Consider the following 22223-nt stretch of genomic DNA (forward strand, 5'->3'; position numbering starts at 1 on the left):
GACCGGTCATATGAACATGATGTCAGAAGCAGCAGTCGAGAAAGCCCTGGACAGACAAATGAACGACATTTCCTACAAGATGATCGGCAAGGACGTTTCGGTCTATTACGGCGAGAAGCGCGCCCTCTACGACGTGAACCTCAACGTCCGCGAAAACACCGTTACCGCGCTCATCGGCCCTTCGGGTTGCGGCAAGTCGACGTTCCTGCGCACGCTCAACCGCATGAACGACACGATCGACGGCTGCCGCGTGACCGGCCGCATCACGCTCGACAGCGACGATATCTATGATCCGAACATCGACGTCGTGGAACTGCGCGCCCGCGTCGGCATGGTGTTCCAGAAGCCGAACCCGTTTCCTAAGTCGATCTACGAGAACGTTGCCTATGGTCCGCGCATCCATGGCCTCGCCAAGGCGAAGGCCGACATGGACGCCATTGTCGAGCAGAGCCTGCAGAAGGCCGGCCTGTGGAACGAGGTGAAGGATCGCCTGCACGAAGGCGGCACGGGCCTCTCCGGTGGTCAGCAGCAGCGCCTGTGCATCGCCCGCGCCGTCGCCGTCAGCCCGGAAGTCATCCTGATGGACGAGCCCTGCTCGGCGCTCGACCCGATCGCCACCGCCAAGGTCGAGGAACTGATCCACGAGCTGCGCACCAATTTCACGATCGTCATCGTGACGCACTCCATGCAGCAGGCGGCCCGCGTGTCGCAGCGCACCGCCATGTTCCACCTCGGCAACCTCGTCGAGGAGAACGACACCGACAAGATGTTCACCAACCCGGATGACCAGCGCACGCAGGACTACATCATGGGCCGCTTCGGCTGACGTTTTCGTCGCCTTAGCCCCTGAAACCCGCGTGTATTAAGGACAGAACGATGTCATCGACCCATATTGTCTCGATTTACGACGAAGAACTGAAATATCTCTCCCGCCGCATTTCCGAAATGGGCGGCACGGCCGAGCAGATGGTGGCGGATTCGGTCCGCGCCCTTGTTTCCGCCGATGCGGCGCTGGCCCAGAAGGTCATTTCCGAGGACGTGATCCTCGACAATGCCGAACGCCAGATCAACGAGAAGGCGATCGTCACCATCGCCAAGCGCCAGCCGATGGCGGCGGACCTGCGCGAAATCATGGGCACGATCCGCATTGCCGCGGAGCTGGAGCGCGTCGGCGATCTCGGCAAGAACACTGCCAAGCGCGTGATTGCCGTGCAGAGCTCGGGCATGCCGCGCAAGCTTGCCCGCGGTCTCGAGCATCTGGCCGAACTGGCGCTGATGCAGCTCAAGGAAGTACTCGATGTCTTCGCCACCCGTTCGGTGGACAAGGCCAAGGCCATCCGTGAGCGCGACGACGAGATCGATGCGATCTACACCTCGCTGTTCCGCGAACTCCTGACCTACATGATGGAAGACCCGCGCAACATCACGCCCTGCACCCATCTCCTGTTCTGCGCCAAGAACATCGAGCGCATCGGCGACCATGCGACCAACATTGCCGAAACCATTTATTACATGGCGACCGGCTCCCAGCCCGAGGGCGAGCGCCCGAAGGACGACACCTCGACATCCGTCGTCACGGCCGATGTCTCCGAAGCTTCCGAGTAAACTGGATAGGGTTCTCTACATGGTGCCCAGAATAGCCGTCGTGGAAGATGAGGAGGCGCTGAGCGTCCTCCTGCGTTACAATCTCGAGGCGGAAGGTTTCGAGGTGGATACGATCCTGTCCGGCGACGAGGCGGAGATGCGCTTGCAGGAGCGCATGCCCGATCTTCTCATCCTTGACTGGATGCTGCCTGGTGTTTCCGGCATCGAGCTGTGCCGGCGCCTGCGCCAGCGGCCGGAAACTGAGCGCCTGCCGATCATCATGCTGACGGCGCGCGGCGAGGAGAGCGAACGCGTGCGTGGCCTGGCCACGGGTGCGGATGACTATGTGGTCAAGCCCTTCTCCACGCCGGAACTCGTCGCCCGTGTGCGGGCAATGCTGCGCCGTGCCAAGCCGGAAGTCGTGTCCACGGTGCTGCGCTGCGGGGATATCGAACTCGATCGCGAGACGCATCGCGTTCATCGCCGCACGCGTGAAGTGCGCCTCGGCCCGACGGAGTTCCGCCTCCTGGAATTCCTGATGACCTCGCCCGGCCGCGTCTTCTCACGCTCGCAGCTTCTCGACGGTGTCTGGGGGCATGACATTTATGTCGACGAGCGCACGGTCGACGTGCATGTCGGCCGTCTGCGCAAGGCGCTCAACTTCGCCAACATGCAGGATGTCATCCGCACGGTCCGCGGCGCCGGCTATTCGCTGGAAACCTGAGCGAACGCAATTCCTCCCGAGGACGGAAATGGGCCCTTCGGGGCCTGTTTGCGTCTCGGCGTGCCACTTGCCGCACAAACGAAAACGGAGCCTTCCGGCCCCGTTTCTATTCTTCTGTCGCTAATGTCACCGCGCGCGGCGGCGCTCGGCCGAAGGCTGGTAGGCGAGGCGTTGGTGATAGGTGCAGTACGGCGAGTTGTCAGGGGATTCGCAGCCGCAGAAATGGAAGTCGTCGTTCAGCGGATCGCCGATCGGCCACTTGCAGGTGCGCTCGGTGAGCTGCGTCAGTTCCAGCTTGCGCGACATCGGTACCACGACGTTCTTGCCGCTGATGACGACGGGCAGGTTCTCGGTCTCTACGTCGAAATCGGTGTCGACTTCGTCCTTGGTGAGCGCATTGCCCACCGGCCGGCTGACCGGGCGGGGGGCGTTGGCCGGGCGCGCTGCGAAGTTCGAGGGGCGCGGGGTGGTCGCCGCCGGGCGCTTCGGACGGGCCGAAGCCGGCGTGCCGCCAGCCTTGGCGCGGCCCGGTAGGTTAAGCCGGTGCACCTTGCCGATGACGGCGTTGCGGCTCACGCCGCCGAGCTGCGCAGCGATCTGGCTGGCGCTGAGGCCCTCGCTCCAGAGCTTCTTGAGTTTCTCGACCCGCTCGTCTGTCCAGTTCATGCTCTCGTCTCCGTTCGGCGCTCGCTATGCGGGAATCCCTCATCGCGCCACGAACGAATTCGCAGCCTGAGCGCCCTAACTCTGGTGGTGACTAGTTCCGCCGCATGCAGTCTAGTAATTGGCCCTTAACCTAGAGTCCGGGGGACTCTGTGACAAGAGTCGGGGGAATCGGGGCGAATCGATTTCGGAGTTTTCCCCAACTTGCTGGTAGGGTGTGACTCGATAGCGACACTGTCCATGGATGCCGTGAATCCTCACCCTGCGGGAGGTTCAGTGCGATTTGGAGCTATGCATTTTATTGACATCACGACATGAAATGCAGATAGTGCAGCATGCCGCCGCAAGGCGGCTTTTGATTTTTCTGGCAATCGGAAAGTCAAGCCCCTGAATTTCTTTTCCGCATCCCTTTTGGAGGATACGCGCCATGGCCGATGCCGCGCCGCTCTATGAAACCTATATGCGTGCGCCGCTCCGGTTCACGCACGGGGAGGGCGTCTGGCTGGTCGACGAGAAGGGCGACCGATATCTCGATTTCGCCGCCGGCGTGGCCGTCAGCTCGCTTGGGCATGGTCATCCCCATCTCGTTTCCGCGCTGAAGGAGCAGGCCGACAAGGTCTGGCACCTCTCCAACCTCTATGAGGTTCCGGGTCAGGAAAGCCTCGGCCGGCGGCTGACGGACGCAACCTTCGCGGAAAAGGTGTTCTTCACCAATTCGGGTGCGGAAGCGCTGGAATGCGCGATCAAGACCGCGCGCCGCTACCATTTCGCCAAGGGGCATCCCGGCAAATACCACATCATCACCTTCGAAGGCGCGTTTCATGGCCGCACGATCGCGACCATCGCCGCGGGCGGACAGGAAAAGTACATCGAGGGCTTCGGCCCCAAGGCGGCGGGCTTCCTGAAGGTTCCCTTCGGCGATATCGCCGCCGTAAAGGACGCGATCACCGAGGAAACCGCCGCAATCCTGATCGAGCCCGTTCAGGGCGAGGGCGGCCTCAGGCCGGTGCCGAAGGAGTTCATGCAGGAGCTGCGCCAGCTCTGCGACGAATACGGCCTGCTGCTCATCCTCGATGAGGTGCAGACGGGCGTTGGCCGCACGGGCCGCTTCTTCGCCTATGAGCATTCCGGCGTTGCGCCCGATATCATGGCAATCGCCAAGGGCATTGGCGGCGGTTTCCCGCTCGGTGCGTGCCTTGCGACGGCCGAAGCGGCATCCGGCATGGTGGCCGGCACGCACGGCTCCACCTATGGCGGCAATCCGCTCGCCATGGCCGTCGGCAATGCCGTGCTCGACGTGGTGCTTGCCGATGGCTTCCTGGAGCATGTGCGTGATGTCGCGCTGGTGTTCCGTCAGGGCCTCGCGGCGCTGCAGGATCGCTTCCCTGACATCATCGAGGACGTGCGCGGCGAGGGCCTGATGCTCGGCATCAAGGCGCGGATTCCTGTCGCCGATCTGCTGAAGGCCGTGCGCGCTGAAAAGCTGCTTGCCGTACCGGCGGGCGACAATGTGCTGCGCCTTCTGCCGCCGCTGATCACCACGGCGGAAGATGCACGCGAAGGGCTTGCCCGCATTGAGCGGGCCGCCGAGAAGCTGAGCGCCGCCAAGGCTGCCTGAGCGCACAAGGGACTGGGACAGGATACATCATGGCCAAGCATTTTCTCGATCTTTCCGCCGTTTCGGAAAGCGATCTCCGCGTCATCATGGACGATGCGCATGCGCGAAAGGCCGCCAACAAGGCCGGCACCGAAACCAAGCCTTTGGCCGGCAAGATGCTTGCCATGATCTTCGAGAAACCCTCCACCCGCACGCGCGTTTCGTTCGACGTCGGCATGCGCCAGCTCGGCGGTGAGACGCTGTTCCTGTCGGGCACGGAAATGCAGCTCGGCCGCGCCGAAACGATCGGCGACACGGCCAAAGTCCTGTCGCGCTATGTCGACGCCATCATGATCCGCACGACGGATCATGCACGCCTGCTGGAACTGGCGGAGCACGCCACGGTGCCGGTCATCAATGCGCTGACGGATCTCACGCATCCCTGCCAGATCATGGCCGATGTCATGACCTTCGAGGAGCATCGCGGTTCGAGCAAGGGCAAGACCTTCACCTGGACGGGCGATGGCAACAACGTGCTGCACTCCTTCGTGGAGGGCTCGGCCCGCTTCGGCTACACCATGAAGATGGCCGTGCCGATGGGCTCCGAGCCGGATGACAAGATCCTCAACTGGGCGCGCGACAACGGCGGCAACATCCTGCTCGGGCACGATGCCGAGGCGATGGTCGACGGTGCCGATCTTGTTGTCACCGACACCTGGGTTTCGATGAACCAGGAGCATCGCGCCCGCGGCCACAACATCTTCCAGCCCTATCAGGTCAATCCGCAGCTCATGGCGCGTGCCGGCAAGGATGCGCTCTTCATGCACTGCCTGCCCGCCCATCGCGGCGAGGAAGTCACCGACGAGGTTATCGACGGCCCGCAGTCGGTGGTTTTCGATGAGGCCGAAAACCGCCTGCACGCACAGAAGTCCATCCTCGCCTGGTGCTTCGGAGCCGTTTGAGGCCGTCTTGAAAAACGGCGCTGGCGGCACGATCTAGGGCCTATCGCAGAGGCGTCGCAAGGCGCTTTCACTGGCGCATGCCCGCCTGGTATGGAATGATCCCGGCCGGCAAATGCGCAATCACGATAGAGTGCTGCCCCAAGCGGCCGGGCCTGGCGCCCGCCGGTATCGCGGCGCGTGAAGGAGTAGAATGATGATGGCGGAAACCGCCCTGAAACTCGGTGAACCCGGCTATGCCGGCGATGACCACGTCCTGCCGTTCCAGGTCGAGGGCCTGGATGTGCGCGGCCGCGCCGTGCAGCTCGGCCCGATGCTGGATACCATTCTCGGCCGGCATGATTATCCCGCACCCGTGGCCCGCCTGCTGGCGGAAGCCATCGCGCTGACCGTGCTTCTCGGAACCTCGCTGAAATTCGAAGGCAAGCTGATCGTGCAGACCAAGGGCGATGGCCCGGTCGACCTGCTCGTCGCGGATTTCTCCGCGCCGCAGGATGTGCGCGCCTATGCGCGCTTCGATCAGGCCGCGCTCGATGCCGCCATCGCTGCCGGCGCGACCGAGCCGCATGAGCTGCTCGGCAAGGGCATCCTTGCCTTCACCATCGATCAGGGCGCGCATATGCAGCGCTACCAGGGCATCGTTCCGCTCGACGGCCATACGCTGGAAGAGATCGCCGGCGTCTATTTCCGCCAGTCGGAGCAGATCCCGACCAAGGTGCGCCTTGGCGTCGCCGAGCTGTACGACCGTGATGCCGATGGCAAGGCGCGTCATCGCTGGCGTGCCGGCGGCATGGTCGCGCAGTTCCTGCCGCAATCACCCGAGCGCATGCGCCAGGCCGATCTTCCCGGCGGTGACGGCGACGACGCCGGCCACAGGATCGATGAAGATGATCATTGGGCCGAGGCCAAGGCCATGGTCGAAACAATCGATGCCGATGAGCTGACGGATCCGACTGTCGGCACCGAACGGCTGCTGTTTCGCCTGTTCCACGAGCGCGGCGTGCGGGTCTACCCGCCGCAGCAGGTCTTCGACCGCTGCTCGTGCTCGCGCGAAAAGCTGAAGGGTGTGCTGGCGGCGCTCAGCGCCGAAGAGATCGCCCATACAGCGGACGAACAAGGCGAGATCGCTGTCACCTGCGAGTTCTGCTCGACCACCTACCGCTTCGAAGCAGCGGAAGTCCTGCCGCACTAAGGTCAGCGGCTGCCCCTCATCCGCCTGCCGGAACCTTCGCCCTGCTTGCGGGGAGAAGGTTCCGGATGAGGGGCTTCCAGCCCGCCCTTAATTCAGCGTGCGCGCCTGTCCCGGCGTGTCGAGCGAAAAGGCCGGAATGGCGACGTCGAAGGCTTCCCCGTTTTCCGCTTCCATGCGGTAGCGGCCGAACATGATGCCGGACGGCGTTTCCAGCGGGCAGCCGGATGAATATTCATAGGTGTCGCCGGGCCTGAGCACCGGCTGTTCGCCGATCACGCCCGGGCCGTTCACCTCGTCCACCTGTCCGTTCTGGTCGGTGATGTGCCAATAGCGCGTCACCAGACGCACGGCGATGTCGGAGTGGTTGGAAATGACGACCCGGTATCCCCAGACATAGCGGCTGTCGTCGGGATCGGACTGATCGGCCAGATAATATGGCTCGACGGTCACTTCGATGTCGCGGGTCAGCGCACGATACATGGGCAAGCCTTGAACTTAACAACCCCTGCTATTCTACACGAATACGGTTTCGTCAAGGAGAAGCGCAAAGGGCACCGGCCTTGCAGCCGGTGCCCTCTTTCATTTTTCAATCCTGCCGGGATCAGGCTTGGACCTTGGAAAGCGCGCGGGCGAAATCCTCGATCAGGTCGTCGCTGTCCTCGATGCCGGCCGACAGGCGCACGGTGCCGTCAGAGATGCCGAGCTCGGCGCGCGCCTCGTCCGTCAGGTTCTTGTGCGTCGTCGTCGCCGGATGCGTGATCAGGCTCTTGGCATCGCCGAGATTGTTGGAGATCTTCACCACCTCGAGCGCATCCTGCAGCGCGAACGCCGCCTCCTTGCCGCCCTTCATCTCGAAGCAGACGAGCGTCGAACCGCCTGTCATCTGCTTGGCAATGATGTCGGCCTGCGGATGGTCCTTGCGACCGGGATAGATCACGCGGGCAACCTGCTTCTGGTCGGCGAGGAAGTCGGCGATGCGGCTCGCATTTTCCGTCTGCTGCTTCACGCGCAGCGGCAGCGTCTCGATACCCTTCAGCAGCGTCCAGGCATTGAACGGCGACATGGCCGGGCCGGTATGACGGAAGTAGTCGTGCAGGTTCTCGTCGATCCACTGCTTGTCCGACAGAACGACGCCGCCGAGGCATCGGCCCTGGCCGTCGATATGCTTGGTGGCGGAGTAGACGACGACATGCGCGCCAAGCTCCAGCGGCTTCTGGAAGAGCGGCGTGGCAAACACGTTGTCGACCACCACCTTCGCGCCGATCTGGTTGGCGAGCTTTGCCACGCCTGCGATGTCGATGACCTCCAGGGTCGGGTTGGTCGGGCTTTCGAGGAAGAACACCTTTGTGTTCTTGCGGATCGCGCCTTCCCAGTTGGCGAGGTCGCGGCCGTCGATCAGCGTGCATTCGATGCCGTATTTCGGCGCGAGCGTTTCAACGACCCAGCGGCAGGACCCGAACAGTGCACGCGCGGCGACGATGTGGTCGCCGGCCTTGAGCTGGCAGAGGATCGCGGCGGATACGGCGGCCATACCGGAGGCGGTGGCGCGGGCGTCTTCGGCGCCTTCCAGCATGCACATGCGCTTTTCGAACATGTCGTTTGTCGGGCTGCCGTAACGGGCGTAGATGAAACCGTCCGTCTCGCCCTTGAATCGGGCTTCGGCCGCAGCGGACGTGTCATAGACAAAGCCCTGCGTCAGGAAGATGGCTTCGGCGGTTTCGCCGTGCTGGGAGCGGGTGGTTCCGCCGTGAACGAGTTGGGTGGCCGGGCGCCAGGACTTGCTCATGTGATCGTCGCCTTCAAACAAAAAAACCGGCCGCAAAAGCAAGCCGGTTTCGAACCCGGCCTTTTTAGCTACTTGTTTTACGTGGCTGCAAGCCGGCCGGCCAAATCACCACGGGATAATCTGCTAATACTGCGCGCCCGCGCTTGCGTCAATTGCCGGCATTTGGTTTTGTGCGGGGCTTCTGACGGGACGGTATGACTATGGCTTCTGTGGTGCGCAGCACGGGCATTCTGGCGGACAACGCCATCCGCGGCTTGTTCGAAAGCGGGCGGCTGAAAAGCGAAGCCGCGCTGGATGACGATCAGATCCAGCCGGCGAGCCTCGATCTGCGCCTTGGCGCCAAGGCGTTTCGCGTGCGGGCCAGCTTCCTGCCCGGCCCGTCCCATCTCGTCGCCGACAAGCTCGACCGCCTGCAGCTGCACGTCATCGATCTCAGCGAGGGCGCGGTGCTGGAAACCGGCTGCGTCTATATCGTGCCGCTGATGGAAAGCCTCGACCTGCCGGCCGAACTGGCTGCGTCGGCAAATCCGAAGAGCTCCACCGGCCGCCTCGATATCTTCACCCGCGTCATCACCGACCGCGCACAGGAATTCGACAAGATTCCGGCCGGCTATTCCGGCCCGCTCTATCTGGAAATCTCCCCGCGCACCTTCCCCATCGTGGTGCGGCGCGGCTCTCGCCTGTCGCAGGTCCGCTTTCGCAAGGGCAATGCGCTCCTCAGCGAAAGCGAGCTCACGGCGCTCCATGTCAGCGACACGCTTGTCGCCAGCGAAACGCCGAATGTCTCCGGCGGCGGCATCGCCCTGTCGATCGATCTCCAGGGCACGGGGCCGGATGGCCTGATCGGCTATCGCGGGAAGCATCACACCTCTGTTGTCGATGTCGATCGCAAGAACCAGCATGACATCTTCGACTTTTGGGAGCCGCTGTTCAGTCGCGGCCGCAACGAGCTGATCCTCGATCCGGACGAGTTCTACATCCTCGTTTCCCGAGAGGCCGTGCATGTGCCGCCGCTCTATGCGGCCGAGATGACGCCGTTCGACCCGCTGGTCGGCGAATTCCGCGTGCACTATGCCGGCTTCTTCGATCCCGGTTTCGGCCACGCGCCGGCCGGCGGTTCCGGCAGCCGCGCAGTGCTGGAAGTGCGCAGCCACGAGGTGCCCTTCATCCTCGAACACGGTCAGATTGTCGGCCGCCTGATCTACGAGCACATGCTCGAAGCCCCGGCAGGCCTTTACGGTTCGGGCCTCGGCTCCAACTATCAGGCCCAGGGCCTCAAGCTCTCCAAGCACTTCCGCGCCGGGTGACTTAAAAGCCTTTCCTCAAAGGGCCTCCAGAAATGCTACCAGCGCATCGCGCTCGCGCGCGGTCAGTGAAAACGGCTCCAGGAACGGGGACGTCATGCCGGCAAAGCGCATGAGCGGATTGTCGCGTTCGGCTTCGTTGCGCGCAAGCGTCCTGCCGCCGCCGACTTCATAGAAGCGCACCACACGCCTGAGGTCACGGATAATGCCGTTGTGCATGTAAGGCGCGGTGCGGGAGATGTGCCGCAGGCTTGGCGTCTTGAAGCGCCCCACATCGAGAAGGCTGTTCGTGACCGTGTAGCGGCCGACATCCTCCCTTGGGCGCCCGAGAAATGACAGCCCCAGATTATGAAACTTGTTGTCCGTCAGGAGAGGCCCGTTGTGACAGTTTGCACAGCCGCCTTTCGTGCGGAAGATATGCATGCCCCAGATCTGCTCATTGCTGAGTGCGCGATACTGACCTGAAAGGAAACGATCCAGCCGTGTCGGCTCTTCGAGGGTGCGCTGGAAGGATGCTAGCGCATCGGCAACCTCAGCGGTGGAGGGCGCACCTCCATAAACCGATCGAAACGCCTCCTGATAATCGGCACGCTGCGCGATCCGCTCGACGACCGACGCGAGGTCGTGGTTGGCCATTTCGCGTGGGTCCGTCAAAGGCATCAAAGCCTGGGCTTCCAGGGTGTCGGCCCGCCCGTCCCAGAACAGCGGTGCCCGGAGCCCCGCATTGAACAGGGGCGGCGCATTGCGCGTTCCCTTGGCGCGATCATGGCCGAAGGAACTCTGCAGGCCATCACCCCAGCCGAGTTCCCGGTTGTGACAGTTCTGACAGGCAATCTGGCCCGAACGCGATAGCATCGGGTCGCGAAACAGGCGAAACCCGAGCTGTGCTTTCTCAAGTTCCAGGCCCTCGGGCCGTGGCGGGATTGCGAGAGGCGCGAACGGCTCGGCCTCTATTCCGGGAAAGACCGAAACCGGCGGAAAATCCTCGACCGGCTGCCGATACAGTCCCGCCAGGATCACCAGGTCACGGTCGGATGGATCGCTGGGGAAGGCTTCAAGCAACACGCGTTCGCGCTGGTCCAGGGCGCGTGCTTCGATCAACGCGAAACGCTCTTCGCGGGCCGCTTCGCGTCCTTTGGCGAATTCCAGGAAGGCGGCCGTAAATACGACCGCGGTTCCAAGAGCCCAGAAGGCAATCAGCAATGGCAAAGGGCGGGCCATCAGAACGTCGCCTTCGCGCCAAGCCAGATGCTTCGCCCGGGAATCCAGGGCTGAGTCGAGGTCGAAATACGATTGCCTGTCTCATTGAAGGCGTTTTGTACCTTCATTTCGAGTTCGAGCGAACCATAGCTGGATTCGAATGCCTTGTAGGACGCATTCAGGTCGACGGTTGCAACCGGCCTGAAGCGGAAGTCTTCATAGATGTCATGCATAATGCCTAGACCTTCGGACCCTGCCGGCAATCTGCACGCGGCGGCGGCGCTGGTTGAGGGGTTGCACCGTAGGTCGGTGTTACGGACGCCGTCATAGGACAGGTTCAGGTTACCCGAAACACCCAGTGTCAACCGTTCGTCGAACCAGGTCGTCACCAGGTCCATGGATGTCCTGACGGGAATATCCATGTTCCCCGTTGCCATGGAAAACTCGCCCAGAGAATAGGATTGGTCATTGTACCAAATCCGCGTGTCTGTCGGATCATCGAAATATCCATTCGATGTCGTTTTCTGTTTCGACCAAACTAGGCTTCCGGAAAGACGCACGGTCTCCATGTGCCCCGATTGAACGGCCCATGTCTTGCCATACTCCACCGCTGCCGACTGATATTCGGACTCGCCGCCATTCGTTAGCGTCATCACCGTGCTGGTGGAGTCCGATGATTTCAAATACTGATCCTTGCCTTGCCGGTACACGTAGCGAACGCGCAGATCGCCATCAATCCATGGATCCGTCCACTTCACTGCGGCGGTAAATTCGTCGTTGTAGGGTGTGTCGAGATCAAGACCTGAAAACGTGTAATAGCTTTGCGTAAGCTTCGTCGTCCAGTCGGAGACCACGCCGGATGCGTTGTGTGAACGATTATAAGCCAGTGATTTTGGCAGGCCGTCGCGAATGGCATAATAGAGTGAGTTCGCATTGTAGTAGCGATTGAAGCCTGCGGTAACAGAGAGATCTTCGTTCAGCGACGCGGTTCCACTAAGGCGGGGCGCCACATTAAAATTCCCGAAGAAATCTTCGTAGCTGGCATGCACGCCGGCTCTGACGTTAAGCCAGTCCCATGTCTGATCGACTTCGGCATACATATCAAGCGCTTCGATCGATGCCTTATTATGATATGCCGGTGTGACGACCTTGATATTGGCGTATTGCTCGTAGGAGCAAGCAATGTCGCCGGGAGCGCAAACAAAGGCGGGTACGCGAGGTGTGTCGAGCAGCGTTTTGTTTGACGAATAGCTCGTGTACTGTTCTGCCCGGCGATAGGCGTCAATCCTCCGGTAGTCAAATCCGGTCGCAAATGTTCCGGCCAGAAAATCGCCATCGATATCCGCCTTAAAGCCGTTTTCCTGCTGCCCCTGCGCCTTGTTGCCGTACCCACCTTCCCGGCAAAGTTGGGCCCTGCCTTTCAGATCGGCTGAGAGCGGAACGCGGCACCAGGACAGGAGGCTGGGATCGGTCGAATAGAACCAGGTCGAAGGGTCATTGTTGTTGACGCTGGGTCTGGCCCAGACTGTCCGATAGATCGTCTCGTTCTCCCCGCCATCGTTAACGGTCTTGGATGTGTTGAAATAGGCTTTGGCGTCAAATTTGACGTTGGCGATCCCGAGCGGATCGAAGGCAAAGGCGGTCAGGTCGTTTTCCCAGCGCAGTTGTCCGGTAAAGCCCCTGTTCTGGCTCATGATCTGCGTGTCGCGATAGAAATAGCCGTCCCATTCCTGTTCGTAGTCGGTGTAGGACCCTTCCAGCGTGAAGACGCCGAGATCGGTGTCGTGCTTGCTGGCGAGGCGATAGAACTTGTTCTTGGAAAACTCCTCCGCCTCCTCGCTGTGGTAGCGGTAATCCTTGATCTTGTTGGTGTCGGCACCTGATTGGCTGTATTGTCCGATCAGCGCCCAGCTGTCTGTCAGCGGAACGTTGACGCTGGCGGAGGACTTGTAGCGATAGAATTCCGGTGGCGGGTTGTTCTGCGGATTGAGGCCGTCCCTCGTGCCCAGAACGAAGCTGGTCGTCTTGTCGCTCTCGAAGCCGTAGCTGAGCGAGCCGGTAACCCTGTCGGTTTTGGGTTTGGCGAGCGTGTAGTCGATCACCCCGCCCTGAAACTGACCGTAGCGGGCGGAGACGTTGCTATCCATCACGGTAGCGGTGTCGATGAAGTCCGCAGGCACGAACACGGTCTGTGAATGCAGGCCGAACACTTCATTGATGTTCGGCGTGTTCTCATACGTCCCGAGCGAGCCGCCGAAGGGCTCTTGCGACCCGGTGACATTGTTGATCCCGATGCCATTCAGGATGAAATTGTTCTCGTAGACTTTGGCGCCCGAGATCGAGACTTCGAGGGGCCGCAGGTTGATCATGTCCTGTCCATCGACGCCGGCGTCGTTGTCGGAATCGTTCTGGTACTGAACATTGGGAAGATTGCGCAGGATCGAGTTGGCGTCGCCAAACCCGTTGGACTTGTTCTGGATGACGACGCTCTCGAGCGACGTCGTTCCCGTATCCGAGGTCGCCTTGCCTCCAAGGCTGAGCCAGAGCGGACGCAGCTTGACGACGATCTGCTCCAGCACTGTCGGTGCATCCGATTGCGACGCGCCGTCCTGCGCGTTGACCGCAGAAACCGACAGGCTACCCAGCGTGCCGACAAGCAGGCAAGCGGATGCGTTCGCCACGCGACGTGGCGTCCTCGATATCGGATACATGTCTGAAAAGCCTCCGGAAAATTCGGCGTCATGGCGCCTCGGAGACTTCCATAATAAAACTTGTAATTTGGAGTCAAGATTTAATGCCGTAAATATGACTCGAAATTACCACTTTTTATAACAAGGCGTGCCGCGGACGATTTTTGTTGTTTATCAATCACCTAGGGTTGTCGTAATCAGGCGCCGCTCGTCTTGCTCTTCGGACATCCGTTCATATGGCCGACCGTTTGGCGCGGCTCGCTTGACACAATCCGCGAACTGTTGAATGGATGCGGCCTCGGCGCTGCCCTGCGGGTATGATGTAATGGTAGCCTGTCAGCTTCCCAAGCTGAACGCGCGGGTTCGATTCCCGCTACCCGCTCCAGCCCGGATTTTCCTGCATTCTTTGTCGTTGCTTCAGGAGCTTGTGCCGACCGCGGCTTCGGTTTTGACGGACGCCGGGCGATGCGCGGTCTTGTTCCAGAAGAAGGGATTGCTGCGCAGTTCGCGAACGGCGCGCCAGGCGGCGCGGGACGCGAGCAGCCAGTAGACGGGCGTCAGCATCCATTTTCGGCCGACAGCCGCCCGCTCGGGCGGCGTCATGCCCGCCCGTCCCAGTGCGACGAAGATGGCGTAGCTGCCAAAGATATTGGCCATATCCATGACGAACAGTGTCAGTTGCAGCGCGCCCACATTGTACGCCTGCCCCGATAGAAGCTGCCCGGTGATCAGTGCGATATAGGCGACGATCAGCGGGTGGGCGAGCGAGGACAGGATGAGCCCGCCGATCAGCACCTGGAAGACGATGCTGGCGCCGAGCCCCATTTCCCGGATCAGCATGGACGGGCGCCGCATCACCACCAGCCAGGTTTGCAGCCAGCCCTTGAACCACCGGCTGCGCTGGCCGAGCCATGCATGGACCTCTGTCGGCGCCTCCTCGTAGGTCGGGCGGGTGAGCGTGCCGCAGCGATAGCCTTTCCGATAGAGACGCAGGCCGAGATCGGCATCCTCCGTGACGTTGAACGGATCCCAGCCGCCGACGGCCTGCAGGACGCGCGTGCGAAAATGGTTCGACGTTCCGCCGAGTGGCATCGGCATGCGCGCGGCGGCAAGGCGTGGCAACAGCACACGAAAAAGGCCGGCATATTCCAGCGCGAAGAGCGCGCTTACCCAGCTTTCCCGGGCATTGGTGATGACGAGGGGCGCCTGGAGGCAGACGGTCTCCGGCGGGCTGGCCTCGAACGTGCGCCAGGCTTCCTCCAGCTGCATCGGGTCGATGCGGTCCTCCGCATCGTAGATCACGAGATACTCGCCGCGCGCAGCGCCCAGCGCATAGGTCAGCGCCTTGGGCTTGGTGCGCGGCCGGCCCGCCGGCACCGCCACCACCTCGTATTGCGGCCCGAGGCGCATGGCAGCCATCGCATCGAGCGTCTCCTGGTCGTCCGCCTCGCAGATCAGCTTGATGTCGAGACGGCTCGCCGGCCATTCAAGCCTGTTCAGCGTATCGATGAGTTGCGGAACGACCGCCGCTTCCCGGTAGAGGGCGACGAAGATCGAATAGACGGGACGACGGCCGGCGGGCGGTGCCGGGCGCAAACGTTTCTGTTGCCGTTTCGTGGCGACCAGCGCCACGAGGCGGATGAAGAACGTGGCGAAGAAGAAGAAGCTGAGGACGATATGCAGGACAAGAAGGGCCGCTGTCGGCTCTGCGACGGCGAGAACAAGCGCCAGCGTGAGCGCTGCGCCGGTATAAAAGCCCTGCCGCCCCCACAGCGTGATGCGCGCGCTCGCTTCAGGCGCGCTGCCGAAGAGCTGGTCTATGCTTTCGCGCAGCCGCCGCTTTTGGCCGGCTTGCCACAGGGCGGACCGCACGGCCGATGGCGTCGTTGCCGCAAGCGTCATGCGCAGTCCCGGCGACTGCGCCAGCCGCTCCGCGAGATAGGTAAGCCGCGCCGCGCTCGGTACGATCGCGGTGATCGGCGGGCGGACGGGATGGCGAAGGCGAACGACGGTGGGATCGACAAGCTGGCTGTCGGCGCCCGCGATATCCTCCACCTGTGCGGGATCGAGCTCAGGCAGAAAGGGAAGATCCAGGATTTCGGCGAGCGCTTCGTAATAGGTGCTTTCGACGATCGCACCGCTGGCCAGAAGTTCGGCCTCCAGGGTCGTGCCGTTGCGGTTTGCCCGCACCAGCATGTTCGATATGAGCACCTTGGAAATCCCGAGCCTGCGGAAGAGACGCGCTTCCGTCAGGAACTTCGATGGAACGGATGGGTTTGGCGGCCGTGCTGCGTGACGTGCCGGCAGGATGCCGATTGCGGTGGCGAAAGCGATGTCGTCGGGATATTCTGCCAGTCGCATGCAGCCCTGCAGCCGCTTTCACGGCTGCCCCCTTTTGTAACCCCAAGTTGATTGTAATGTCGTCGCGCAAAATTTCATCCCCTAAAATTCAAGGGCTTTTGGCGCTTTGCCTGTCGATGATGGCAGCTGTGCCGTTGCCAGCCATTGCGCAGGAACGCAGCGCGGTCGATCTGCCGATCCTGTTCGACACGCGCGAGCGCATCGCCCGTCCGGATCTCTCGGGTATCATGCGGTTGCGGTTCCTGACGACGGTGGATTTTCCGCCGTTCAACTTCATCGACCAGACGGGCAAGCTCGCCGGCTTTCATGTCGATCTCGTGCGCGAGATCTGCCGCGAATTGCAGCTTACCGATAAATGCCAGATCCAGGCTGTGACTTTCCCGGAACTTGAAACGGCGCTGCGCGACGGCAACGGCGAGGCAATCGTGGCTGGCGTCGCGGTGACGGCGGACCTGCGCAAGCGCTTTGCCTTCTCGCGTCCGTTCATGCGCCTTCCAGCCCGTTTTGCTGTCGCAAAGGCGCGGTTGCCATCAGGGGAAACGGCGGCGGCGCTCGACGGCAAGGCCGTGGGGGTCGTTGCGGCAAGCACCCATGAGGCCATGCTGAAGGCCTTCTTTCCCCGCGTGACGGCGCAGGCCTTCCCCGATCGCGCGGCCCTGCTTGCGGCATTGAAGGACGGTAAGGTCGATGCGGTCTTTGGTGACGGCATGCAGCTCGCGTTCTGGACGAGCGGTTCGGAATCGGCCGGTTGCTGCCGGCTGTTCGATGGCCCCTATCTTTCCGAGACGTTCCTTGGCGAGGGACTGACGATCATGGTCCGCAAGGAGGACGAAGCCTTGGCCGGGGCCATGGATCACGCTCTGCTGGCTCTGTCGCGCAGCGGCCGCCTGCAGGAAATCTACCTGCGCTATTTTCCCATCAACCTCTACGGAGGGTGAGGCGGCGGCTACTGGCTCGCCCAGATGATGCGGGCGATCCAGTCGACCTCTTCCATGTCGAAACTGCGGTTCGGATGTTCGGGGTTGAGCGACAGGAGTTCGATGGCGCGCGGGCTCTGGCGGTGGAGCATCTTGGCCATGACCTCGCCCTCCCGTGTCTTGACGACCACCCGGTCGCCCCGGCGCACCTGCGCACCCGGCTCGACGATCAGGATATCGCCGTCGCGGTAGAGGGGCAGCATGCTGTCGCCCTGTACCTCGAGCGCATAGACGCCGGGCTTTCGGTCTGGAGAGGCAGGGAATTCCACCACATCCCAGCCCTGGCCGGCGGGAAAGCCGCCATCGTCGAAAAAGCCGCCGGCGCCGGCCTGTGCGAAGCCGAGCAGCGGTATCGTGCCGGTTTGCGGCGGAAAGGCGCCCTGCGGCAGGCCGCTGTCGCGGCCCGTATCGCCCAGCGCGAAGAACTCATCGATGGTCGCGGATGTCGCGTCCAGCACCTTGGCGATGGATTCCGTCGAGGGCCAGCGCTGGCGACCGTCGGTCCCCTGCCGCTTCGACTTGTTGAAGGACGTCGGATCGAGCCCGGCGCGGCGGGCAAGCCCGGACGGGGAAAGACGGTTGCGCTCGGCGAGGGCGTCGATCGCCGCCCATATCCGGTCATGGGAAAACATACTGCGAAAACCCTGCCAAGGCGTTGGACCAGCCAAAGCCTGTCCGATGAGGCGGACTATAGCGAAGGACGTTTTTCGAGTAAAGAAAAAAGGATTATATTCCTTTTTCGTGTCTGGCGCGATTTTCCGCTGCGGTGCGCCTGGCTACGACGCTCTCGCGCCAGACGGTGAAAATGCCGGCGCTCACCACGATGGCGGAGCCCAGGACCATGTTCACATTCAAGGTTTCGCCGAAGACGGAGACGCCGATGATCGCCGCCATGACCACCTGGAGATAGGTGAGGGGCTGCACGGCGGCAGCATTGAGCAGGTCGTAGGCGCGGATGAGGAAGTAATGGCTGGAAATGCCGGTCACACACAAGAGCCCCATCCAGAGCCAGTCGACGGGTGCAAGATCGACCCAGAAGAAGGGGCCGATCAGCGAAAGCGCCGCGGCGCCGGCAAGGCCGGTATAGAGAAAGCTCGTCAGAGAGGAATCGTCTCGGCTGGCAAGGCGTGTCGTGATCGCATAGAGCGCAAACATCAGCGCGGCCGCCAGCGGCATGAGGACGCTGGAGTTGAACGCGCTGTCCGTGGGGTTCACGATGATCAGCACGCCCACGAGGCCCACCGAGATCGACGTCCAGCGCCGCCAGCCCACGCGCTCACCAAGCAGCGGCATGGACAGGAGCGCGACGAAGATCGGTCCGGACGCCAGGATTGCCTGCGTGTGCGCAAGGCCGACGACGTTGAAGGCCGTGATGACGACGACGATCTGGAGGGCGAGCAGCGTGCCGCGCAGAATCTGGAGGAATGGACGTTTGGACCGGATGGCGACCCCCACCCCGCCCGCGCTGCGCGCGGCCATGATCAAGGCGAAGCCCGCGAACGCCCAGAAGCGCAGCATGGCGATGAAGATGGGCGAATAGAGGCCGCCGAGATGTTTTGAAATGGCATCCTGAAGGCTGAAGATCAGGATTGCGAGCAGGGTGAAAACATAGCCGAGTCGTTTGGAGTCCATGTAATTGCGCTTATACCCGCAGCGCGGCCCTTGCACGCCGAAACTGCGCGAAGCGGATATTTCATGCCCGGTATGGCCGGCAGGAAATTTTTCCTGAGCCTATGGTGGTCTGCCCTGTCAGCACTATATTCCTGCGTCACACACGCTGTCGCAGTCTTTCAAAAGAATCCGCGCGTTACGCTGATCCGCTGTTTTCAATCCGGCGGCAGAGCGATAATGTCCACCGCAAATGAAGCGGCGAAACCGGGGGGTGGAATGCCGATATCGAACGCCGCATTCGTGCGCTCGACCATAATCCTGTTCATCGCCGGCGTTTTCGCGCTGCTTGGCATTGTCGGTACATCCTTGTGGCTTGTCAGCAAGGTGCAGTCCTACTTCACGGGCTTCGTCGAACAGCGCGAGGCGCGCCGTGCGTCGGCCGATCTTCTTTCGATCCTCAAGGATGCGGAAACCGGACAGCGCGGGTTCATCATCACGGGCGACGCGGCATTCCGTGCACCCTATGACGAGGCGCTGCGCGGGGTCGCGGAGCAGAAGCAGGCCTTTGCCGACAAATTGGCCGGTCTGCCCGAATATGCTGACGATGCGCAGCGCGTCGAGCAGCTCGTGGTCGAAAAGCTCGACGAACTGGCCGGCACCGTCGAACTGATGCTGCAGGGGCGCCAGGCTGAGGCGATTGCACAGGTCAAGACCGACCGCGGCCGCGTGCTGATGGACGAAATCCGTGATCGCCTCGGGTCGATCATGGACGACGCGGACGAGCAACTGCGCAAGGGCGTGGTGGATACGCTGTGGTCGGCGGGTGCCCTGAAATGGACGACGGTGATCGGCGCGATCGCCATCATCACCGTTCTGGGCGGCGCCATCATCATCATCGTGCAATATACCCGCGACAACCTCGCGGCGCGGCGTGAGGTGGAGCAGCTGAACGCCACGCTGGAAAAGCGCGTGGACGAGCGGACCGAAGAGCTGATCCGCGCCAACCAGGAGGTCCAGCGCTTCGCCTATATCGTCACGCACGACCTGCGTGCGCCGCTCGTCAATATCATGGGCTTCACCAGCGAGTTGCAGGCGTCGCTCGCCTCCATCCAGAGCTACGTGCTGGCCGACGGCAAGACGCCCAGCGAGGCCGATATTCTCGAGGCGCGCCGTGCGGCGGGCGAAGACCTGCCGGAGGCGATCGGCTTCATCCGTTCCTCCACCAAGAAAATGGACGGGCTGATCAATGCCATTCTGAAGATTTCGCGCGATGGCCGCCGCGAGCTCAAGATCGAGCGCGTCAATCTCAGGGATCTTGTCGAGGCGGGCGCGTCGGCGGTCAATCATCAGGTGAGCGAAGCCGATGGCGTCATCACCATTGCCGACAACCTGCCGACGGTGGTCTCCGACCGGCTTTCGCTGGAGCAGGTATTTGGCAACCTGTTCGATAATGCCATCAAGTACCGCTTGACCGAGAAGCCGTTGCGTATTTCAATCACAGCGCGCAATGCTGGGAGGGCGGGATTCGTCATCGAATTCGCGGATAACGGCAGGGGTATCGCGCCCGAGGATCATGAGCGGGTCTTCGAGCTTTTCCGGCGCTCCGGCACACAGGACAAGCCGGGCGAAGGCATCGGGCTGGCCCATGTTCGTTCACTGATGCGAAATCTTGGTGGTGATATCGTCGTGAAATCCGAAATCGGGCAGGGGACGACGTTCGTTCTGCGTCTGCCGCCCGACCTCAGCAAAGTTGTCAGGAGTATGCAGGCATGAACGGATTGGGCAAGGAAGTCACCATCGTGATGATCGAGGACGATGAGGGCCACGCGCGCCTCATCGAGAAGAACATCCGCCGTGCGGGCGTGCACAACGAGGTTGTGCCCTTTACCAGCGGCACCGACGCGCTCGATTTCATTCTCGGCAAGGATCGCTCGGGCATGGCCAGCGCGGGACGGTTCCTTCTCATCCTGCTCGATCTCAACCTGCCCGACATGTCCGGCATCGATATCCTTCAGAAGATCAAGACGAACACCCACACCAAGCGCCTGCCGGTCGTCATTCTCACCACGACGGACGATGAGCGGGAAATCCAGCGCTGCTATGATCTGGGCGCGAACGTCTACATCACCAAGCCGGTCGAATATGAAAGCTTCGCACACGCGATCCGTCAGCTCGGCCTGTTCTTCTCCGTGATCCAGATACCCGAGTCGCAGTGAATGAGAGAAGGTCCGGTCCGCCTCCTCTACATCGACGATGATCCGATCCTGGCGCGCCTCGCCGAGCGCGCGCTTGGTCGTGTCGGCTATATCGTGGTGCACGCGGAGGATGTGGAGCAGGGCCGCGAACTGTTCGCAGAGGGCGGTTTCGATGCCGTCGTGCTCGATCATTTCCTGGCGTCGGGCACGGGACTTTCCTTTCTCAAGGAACTCGCCAGCGCCCCGACTGCGGTGCCGGTCGTCTATGTGACGGGATCCAACGACGCGCAGGTGGCTGTCGAGGCGCTGAAAGCCGGCGCTGCGGACTATGTCATCAAGTCTGTCGGCGATGATTTCATGCCGCTGCTTGCCAACGCGCTCGGCCAGGCGCTCGAAAATGCCCAGCTCAAGCGCCTGAAGCTGGAAGCCGAGCGGGAGATCCGTGCGGCCAAGGAGCGCGCAGAGGTGCTGCTGGCGGAGGTCAACCACCGCGTCGGCAATTCGCTCGCGCTGGCGGCCGCGCTCATCCGCCTGCAGATGTCGAGCGCCGTGGACGACGCGGTCAAGGAGGCGCTTTCCGAAACGCAGGCGCGCATTACCGCGATTGCCGGCATCCACCGACGTCTCTACACGTCCGACGACGTGCGCAATGTCGATATGGGCGCCTATCTCTCGACCCTTCTGACCGAGCTTGGAGCCTCCATGCAGGGCCAGGAACGCGATGTGCGGCTGAGCCGCACGCTGGAGCCGCTGCATGTGCCGACCGATCGTGCGGTGTCCCTCGGTGTAATCGTGACGGAACTCGTCACCAATGCCTTCAAATATGCCTATGGCGAGATCGGCGGGGAAGTGCGCGTCGGCTTCACCAAGCTCGACGGCGAAAACGCGCTGCTGTTCGTGGAAGACGACGGCATCGGCTGGCGTGGCGATGGCCCTGTGCGCGGCACCGGCCTCGGCTCCAAGATCATCGGCGCCATGGCCACCAGCCTCGGAGCCCGGCTCGACTATGCGGCGCGGGAGATCGGGACACGCGCCGAACTGCTGGTGCGTATCGTCGAGCCCTCGCGCTGACAAGAAGGCAGGTTCCTTGCGAACTGCGTCAAGCGCCACGCGGCGCGGTGCACCCGTGGGTTCAAAGAACATTCGGACGGGGTGCCGGAAGCTGCCTCGACTGAATGAATTTTAGGTGACACCTTCCGGCGCCCCGTTCGGCGGTTTTTGCCCGCGACTCCGGTCTCTCTGCAAGGATCGGAAAGGCGATGTCTTTCGCCGGTTTCCGGCATGGGCAGTGCCGTTTTATCACCCGCGTCATACGCCTTGACGACACGGGCGGAAGGAAAGCTTCCGGCCTTCTCCATGCCGGCGGACGATGCCGACGCA

Annotated in this window: 19 protein-coding genes, 1 tRNA gene and 1 riboswitch; of the genes, 12 read left to right on the forward strand and 8 right to left on the reverse strand. The window is 62.2% G+C overall.

Annotated elements, in window-relative coordinates; all coding sequences use genetic code 11:
• Nucleotides 1-10: 10 nt before the first annotated feature.
• The 3 genes from pstB to phoB are packed head-to-tail and all read left to right on the forward strand — an operon-like array spanning nt 11 to nt 2308.
• Nucleotides 11-826 carry a phosphate ABC transporter ATP-binding protein PstB gene (pstB, locus tag MKI86_RS08975; protein ID WP_241600110.1) on the forward strand — a complete coding sequence of 272 codons (816 nt, stop codon included), beginning with the start codon at nt 11-13 and terminating at the stop codon, nt 824-826.
• Between the two features lie 50 nt (nt 827-876).
• Nucleotides 877-1605 (forward strand): phosphate signaling complex protein PhoU, encoded by a 729-nt coding sequence (gene phoU / locus MKI86_RS08980; RefSeq protein ID WP_134647811.1) that lies wholly within the window; start codon nt 877-879, stop codon nt 1603-1605.
• A 19-nt stretch (nt 1606-1624) separates the two neighbouring features.
• Nucleotides 1625-2308, forward strand: coding sequence for a phosphate regulon transcriptional regulator PhoB (gene phoB, locus MKI86_RS08985; RefSeq protein WP_134647809.1), 684 nt, complete (start codon nt 1625-1627; stop codon nt 2306-2308).
• A 126-nt stretch (nt 2309-2434) separates the two neighbouring features.
• On the opposite strand, the gene MKI86_RS08990 is transcribed toward phoB, so the two are convergent.
• Nucleotides 2435-2974, reverse strand: coding sequence for a GcrA family cell cycle regulator (locus tag MKI86_RS08990; RefSeq protein WP_241600112.1), 540 nt, complete (start codon nt 2972-2974; stop codon nt 2435-2437).
• Between the two features lie 424 nt (nt 2975-3398).
• Here MKI86_RS08990 and MKI86_RS08995 point away from each other — a divergent pair, with 424 nt between their 5' ends.
• From MKI86_RS08995 to MKI86_RS09005, 3 genes are all read left to right on the forward strand, one after another.
• Nucleotides 3399-4589: an aspartate aminotransferase family protein gene (locus tag MKI86_RS08995; protein ID WP_241600114.1), complete on the forward strand. Its 1191-nt coding sequence runs from the start codon at nt 3399-3401 to the stop codon at nt 4587-4589.
• A gap of 29 nt (nt 4590-4618) precedes the next feature.
• Nucleotides 4619-5530: an ornithine carbamoyltransferase gene (gene argF, locus MKI86_RS09000; protein WP_241600115.1), complete on the forward strand. Its 912-nt coding sequence runs from the start codon at nt 4619-4621 to the stop codon at nt 5528-5530.
• A 196-nt stretch (nt 5531-5726) separates the two neighbouring features.
• A complete protein-coding gene (locus MKI86_RS09005) occupies nt 5727-6719 on the forward strand; it encodes an Hsp33 family molecular chaperone (protein WP_241600117.1) in 993 nt (330 codons plus the stop codon).
• Between the two features lie 87 nt (nt 6720-6806).
• Here MKI86_RS09005 and apaG read toward each other — a convergent pair whose 3' ends face one another.
• The gene (gene apaG, locus MKI86_RS09010) at nt 6807-7199 is read right to left on the reverse strand and encodes a Co2+/Mg2+ efflux facilitator ApaG/CorD (RefSeq protein WP_134647799.1); all 393 of its coding nucleotides are present in this window, start codon (nt 7197-7199) and stop codon (nt 6807-6809) included.
• 121 nt (nt 7200-7320) lie between these two features.
• Entirely contained in the window at nt 7321-8505 is a 1185-nt protein-coding gene (locus tag MKI86_RS09015; RefSeq protein WP_241600119.1) for an O-succinylhomoserine sulfhydrylase, read from the reverse strand.
• 43 nt (nt 8506-8548) lie between these two features.
• Nucleotides 8549-8627: riboswitch (SAM riboswitch) on the reverse strand.
• 78 nt (nt 8628-8705) lie between these two features.
• Between MKI86_RS09015 and MKI86_RS09020 the strand changes: the two genes are divergently transcribed.
• Nucleotides 8706-9812: a 2'-deoxycytidine 5'-triphosphate deaminase gene (locus tag MKI86_RS09020; protein WP_241600704.1), complete on the forward strand. Its 1107-nt coding sequence runs from the start codon at nt 8706-8708 to the stop codon at nt 9810-9812.
• Between the two features lie 15 nt (nt 9813-9827).
• Here MKI86_RS09020 and MKI86_RS09025 read toward each other — a convergent pair whose 3' ends face one another.
• Together MKI86_RS09025 and MKI86_RS09030 are read right to left on the reverse strand one after the other, a co-directional pair.
• Complete coding sequence (locus MKI86_RS09025) at nt 9828-11030, reverse strand: cytochrome-c peroxidase (RefSeq protein ID WP_241600121.1); 1203 nt, start codon at nt 11028-11030, stop codon at nt 9828-9830.
• On the reverse strand, nt 11030-13690 hold the full coding sequence (locus MKI86_RS09030) for a TonB-dependent receptor (RefSeq protein WP_241600123.1): 2661 nt from the start codon (nt 13688-13690) through the stop codon (nt 11030-11032). The genes MKI86_RS09025 and MKI86_RS09030 overlap by 1 nt, the downstream gene beginning before the upstream one ends.
• A gap of 320 nt (nt 13691-14010) precedes the next feature.
• On the opposite strand from MKI86_RS09030, the gene MKI86_RS09035 reads away from it, so the two are divergent.
• A tRNA-Gly gene (locus MKI86_RS09035) sits at nt 14011-14084 on the forward strand.
• 32 nt (nt 14085-14116) lie between these two features.
• Here the strand turns inward: MKI86_RS09035 and MKI86_RS09040 are convergent.
• Nucleotides 14117-16060, reverse strand: a complete 1944-nt coding sequence (locus tag MKI86_RS09040; RefSeq protein WP_241600125.1) for a glycosyltransferase family 2 protein — start codon at nt 16058-16060, stop codon at nt 14117-14119.
• A 116-nt stretch (nt 16061-16176) separates the two neighbouring features.
• Here MKI86_RS09040 and MKI86_RS09045 point away from each other — a divergent pair, with 116 nt between their 5' ends.
• Nucleotides 16177-16998: a transporter substrate-binding domain-containing protein gene (locus tag MKI86_RS09045; RefSeq protein WP_241600127.1), complete on the forward strand. Its 822-nt coding sequence runs from the start codon at nt 16177-16179 to the stop codon at nt 16996-16998.
• Nucleotides 16999-17006: 8 nt separating this feature from the next.
• On the opposite strand, the gene MKI86_RS09050 is transcribed toward MKI86_RS09045, so the two are convergent.
• Nucleotides 17007-17669, reverse strand: a complete 663-nt coding sequence (locus MKI86_RS09050; RefSeq protein WP_241600129.1) for a S24 family peptidase — start codon at nt 17667-17669, stop codon at nt 17007-17009.
• A 94-nt stretch (nt 17670-17763) separates the two neighbouring features.
• On the reverse strand, nt 17764-18669 hold the full coding sequence (locus MKI86_RS09055; RefSeq protein WP_241600130.1) for a DMT family transporter: 906 nt from the start codon (nt 18667-18669) through the stop codon (nt 17764-17766).
• 255 nt (nt 18670-18924) lie between these two features.
• On the opposite strand from MKI86_RS09055, the gene MKI86_RS09060 reads away from it, so the two are divergent.
• Genes MKI86_RS09060 through MKI86_RS09070 form a run of 3 tightly spaced genes read left to right on the forward strand, consistent with a single transcriptional unit; the run spans nt 18925 to nt 21914 of the window.
• Nucleotides 18925-20421 carry a sensor histidine kinase gene (locus MKI86_RS09060; RefSeq protein ID WP_241600132.1) on the forward strand — a complete coding sequence of 499 codons (1497 nt, stop codon included), beginning with the start codon at nt 18925-18927 and terminating at the stop codon, nt 20419-20421.
• Nucleotides 20418-20864, forward strand: a complete 447-nt coding sequence (locus MKI86_RS09065; protein ID WP_269470863.1) for a response regulator — start codon at nt 20418-20420, stop codon at nt 20862-20864. The genes MKI86_RS09060 and MKI86_RS09065 overlap by 4 nt, the downstream gene beginning before the upstream one ends.
• Complete coding sequence (locus MKI86_RS09070) at nt 20865-21914, forward strand: sensor histidine kinase (protein ID WP_241600133.1); 1050 nt, start codon at nt 20865-20867, stop codon at nt 21912-21914.
• Nucleotides 21915-22223 lie beyond the last annotated feature (309 nt).

This window comes from Shinella sedimenti (assembly GCF_022601905.1).
Taxonomy (GTDB): domain Bacteria; phylum Pseudomonadota; class Alphaproteobacteria; order Rhizobiales; family Rhizobiaceae; genus Shinella; species Shinella sedimenti.

What these genes read in the sequence shown, in the direction of transcription:
- MKI86_RS09065 (WP_269470863.1), top strand. Translation starts at nt 20,418, where the DNA reads ATGAACGGATTGGGCAAGGAAGTCACCATCGTGATGATCGAGGACGAT.
- MKI86_RS08995 (WP_241600114.1), top strand. Translation starts at nt 3,399, where the DNA reads ATGGCCGATGCCGCGCCGCTCTATGAAACCTATATGCGTGCGCCGCTC.
- MKI86_RS09060 (WP_241600132.1), top strand. Translation starts at nt 18,925, where the DNA reads ATGCCGATATCGAACGCCGCATTCGTGCGCTCGACCATAATCCTGTTC.
- MKI86_RS09040 (WP_241600125.1), bottom strand. Translation starts at nt 16,060, where the DNA reads ATGCGACTGGCAGAATATCCCGACGACATCGCTTTCGCCACCGCAATC.
- MKI86_RS09015 (WP_241600119.1), bottom strand. Translation starts at nt 8,505, where the DNA reads ATGAGCAAGTCCTGGCGCCCGGCCACCCAACTCGTTCACGGCGGAACC.
- MKI86_RS09020 (WP_241600704.1), top strand. Translation starts at nt 8,706, where the DNA reads ATGGCTTCTGTGGTGCGCAGCACGGGCATTCTGGCGGACAACGCCATC.
- MKI86_RS09005 (WP_241600117.1), top strand. Translation starts at nt 5,727, where the DNA reads ATGGCGGAAACCGCCCTGAAACTCGGTGAACCCGGCTATGCCGGCGAT.
- argF (WP_241600115.1), top strand. Translation starts at nt 4,619, where the DNA reads ATGGCCAAGCATTTTCTCGATCTTTCCGCCGTTTCGGAAAGCGATCTC.
- phoB (WP_134647809.1), top strand. Translation starts at nt 1,625, where the DNA reads ATGGTGCCCAGAATAGCCGTCGTGGAAGATGAGGAGGCGCTGAGCGTC.
- MKI86_RS09055 (WP_241600130.1), bottom strand. Translation starts at nt 18,669, where the DNA reads ATGGACTCCAAACGACTCGGCTATGTTTTCACCCTGCTCGCAATCCTG.
- MKI86_RS08990 (WP_241600112.1), bottom strand. Translation starts at nt 2,974, where the DNA reads ATGAACTGGACAGACGAGCGGGTCGAGAAACTCAAGAAGCTCTGGAGC.
- MKI86_RS09070 (WP_241600133.1), top strand. Translation starts at nt 20,865, where the DNA reads ATGAGAGAAGGTCCGGTCCGCCTCCTCTACATCGACGATGATCCGATC.
- phoU (WP_134647811.1), top strand. Translation starts at nt 877, where the DNA reads ATGTCATCGACCCATATTGTCTCGATTTACGACGAAGAACTGAAATAT.
- MKI86_RS09025 (WP_241600121.1), bottom strand. Translation starts at nt 11,030, where the DNA reads ATGGCCCGCCCTTTGCCATTGCTGATTGCCTTCTGGGCTCTTGGAACC.
- apaG (WP_134647799.1), bottom strand. Translation starts at nt 7,199, where the DNA reads ATGTATCGTGCGCTGACCCGCGACATCGAAGTGACCGTCGAGCCATAT.
- MKI86_RS09050 (WP_241600129.1), bottom strand. Translation starts at nt 17,669, where the DNA reads ATGTTTTCCCATGACCGGATATGGGCGGCGATCGACGCCCTCGCCGAG.
- MKI86_RS09045 (WP_241600127.1), top strand. Translation starts at nt 16,177, where the DNA reads ATGATGGCAGCTGTGCCGTTGCCAGCCATTGCGCAGGAACGCAGCGCG.
- pstB (WP_241600110.1), top strand. Translation starts at nt 11, where the DNA reads ATGAACATGATGTCAGAAGCAGCAGTCGAGAAAGCCCTGGACAGACAA.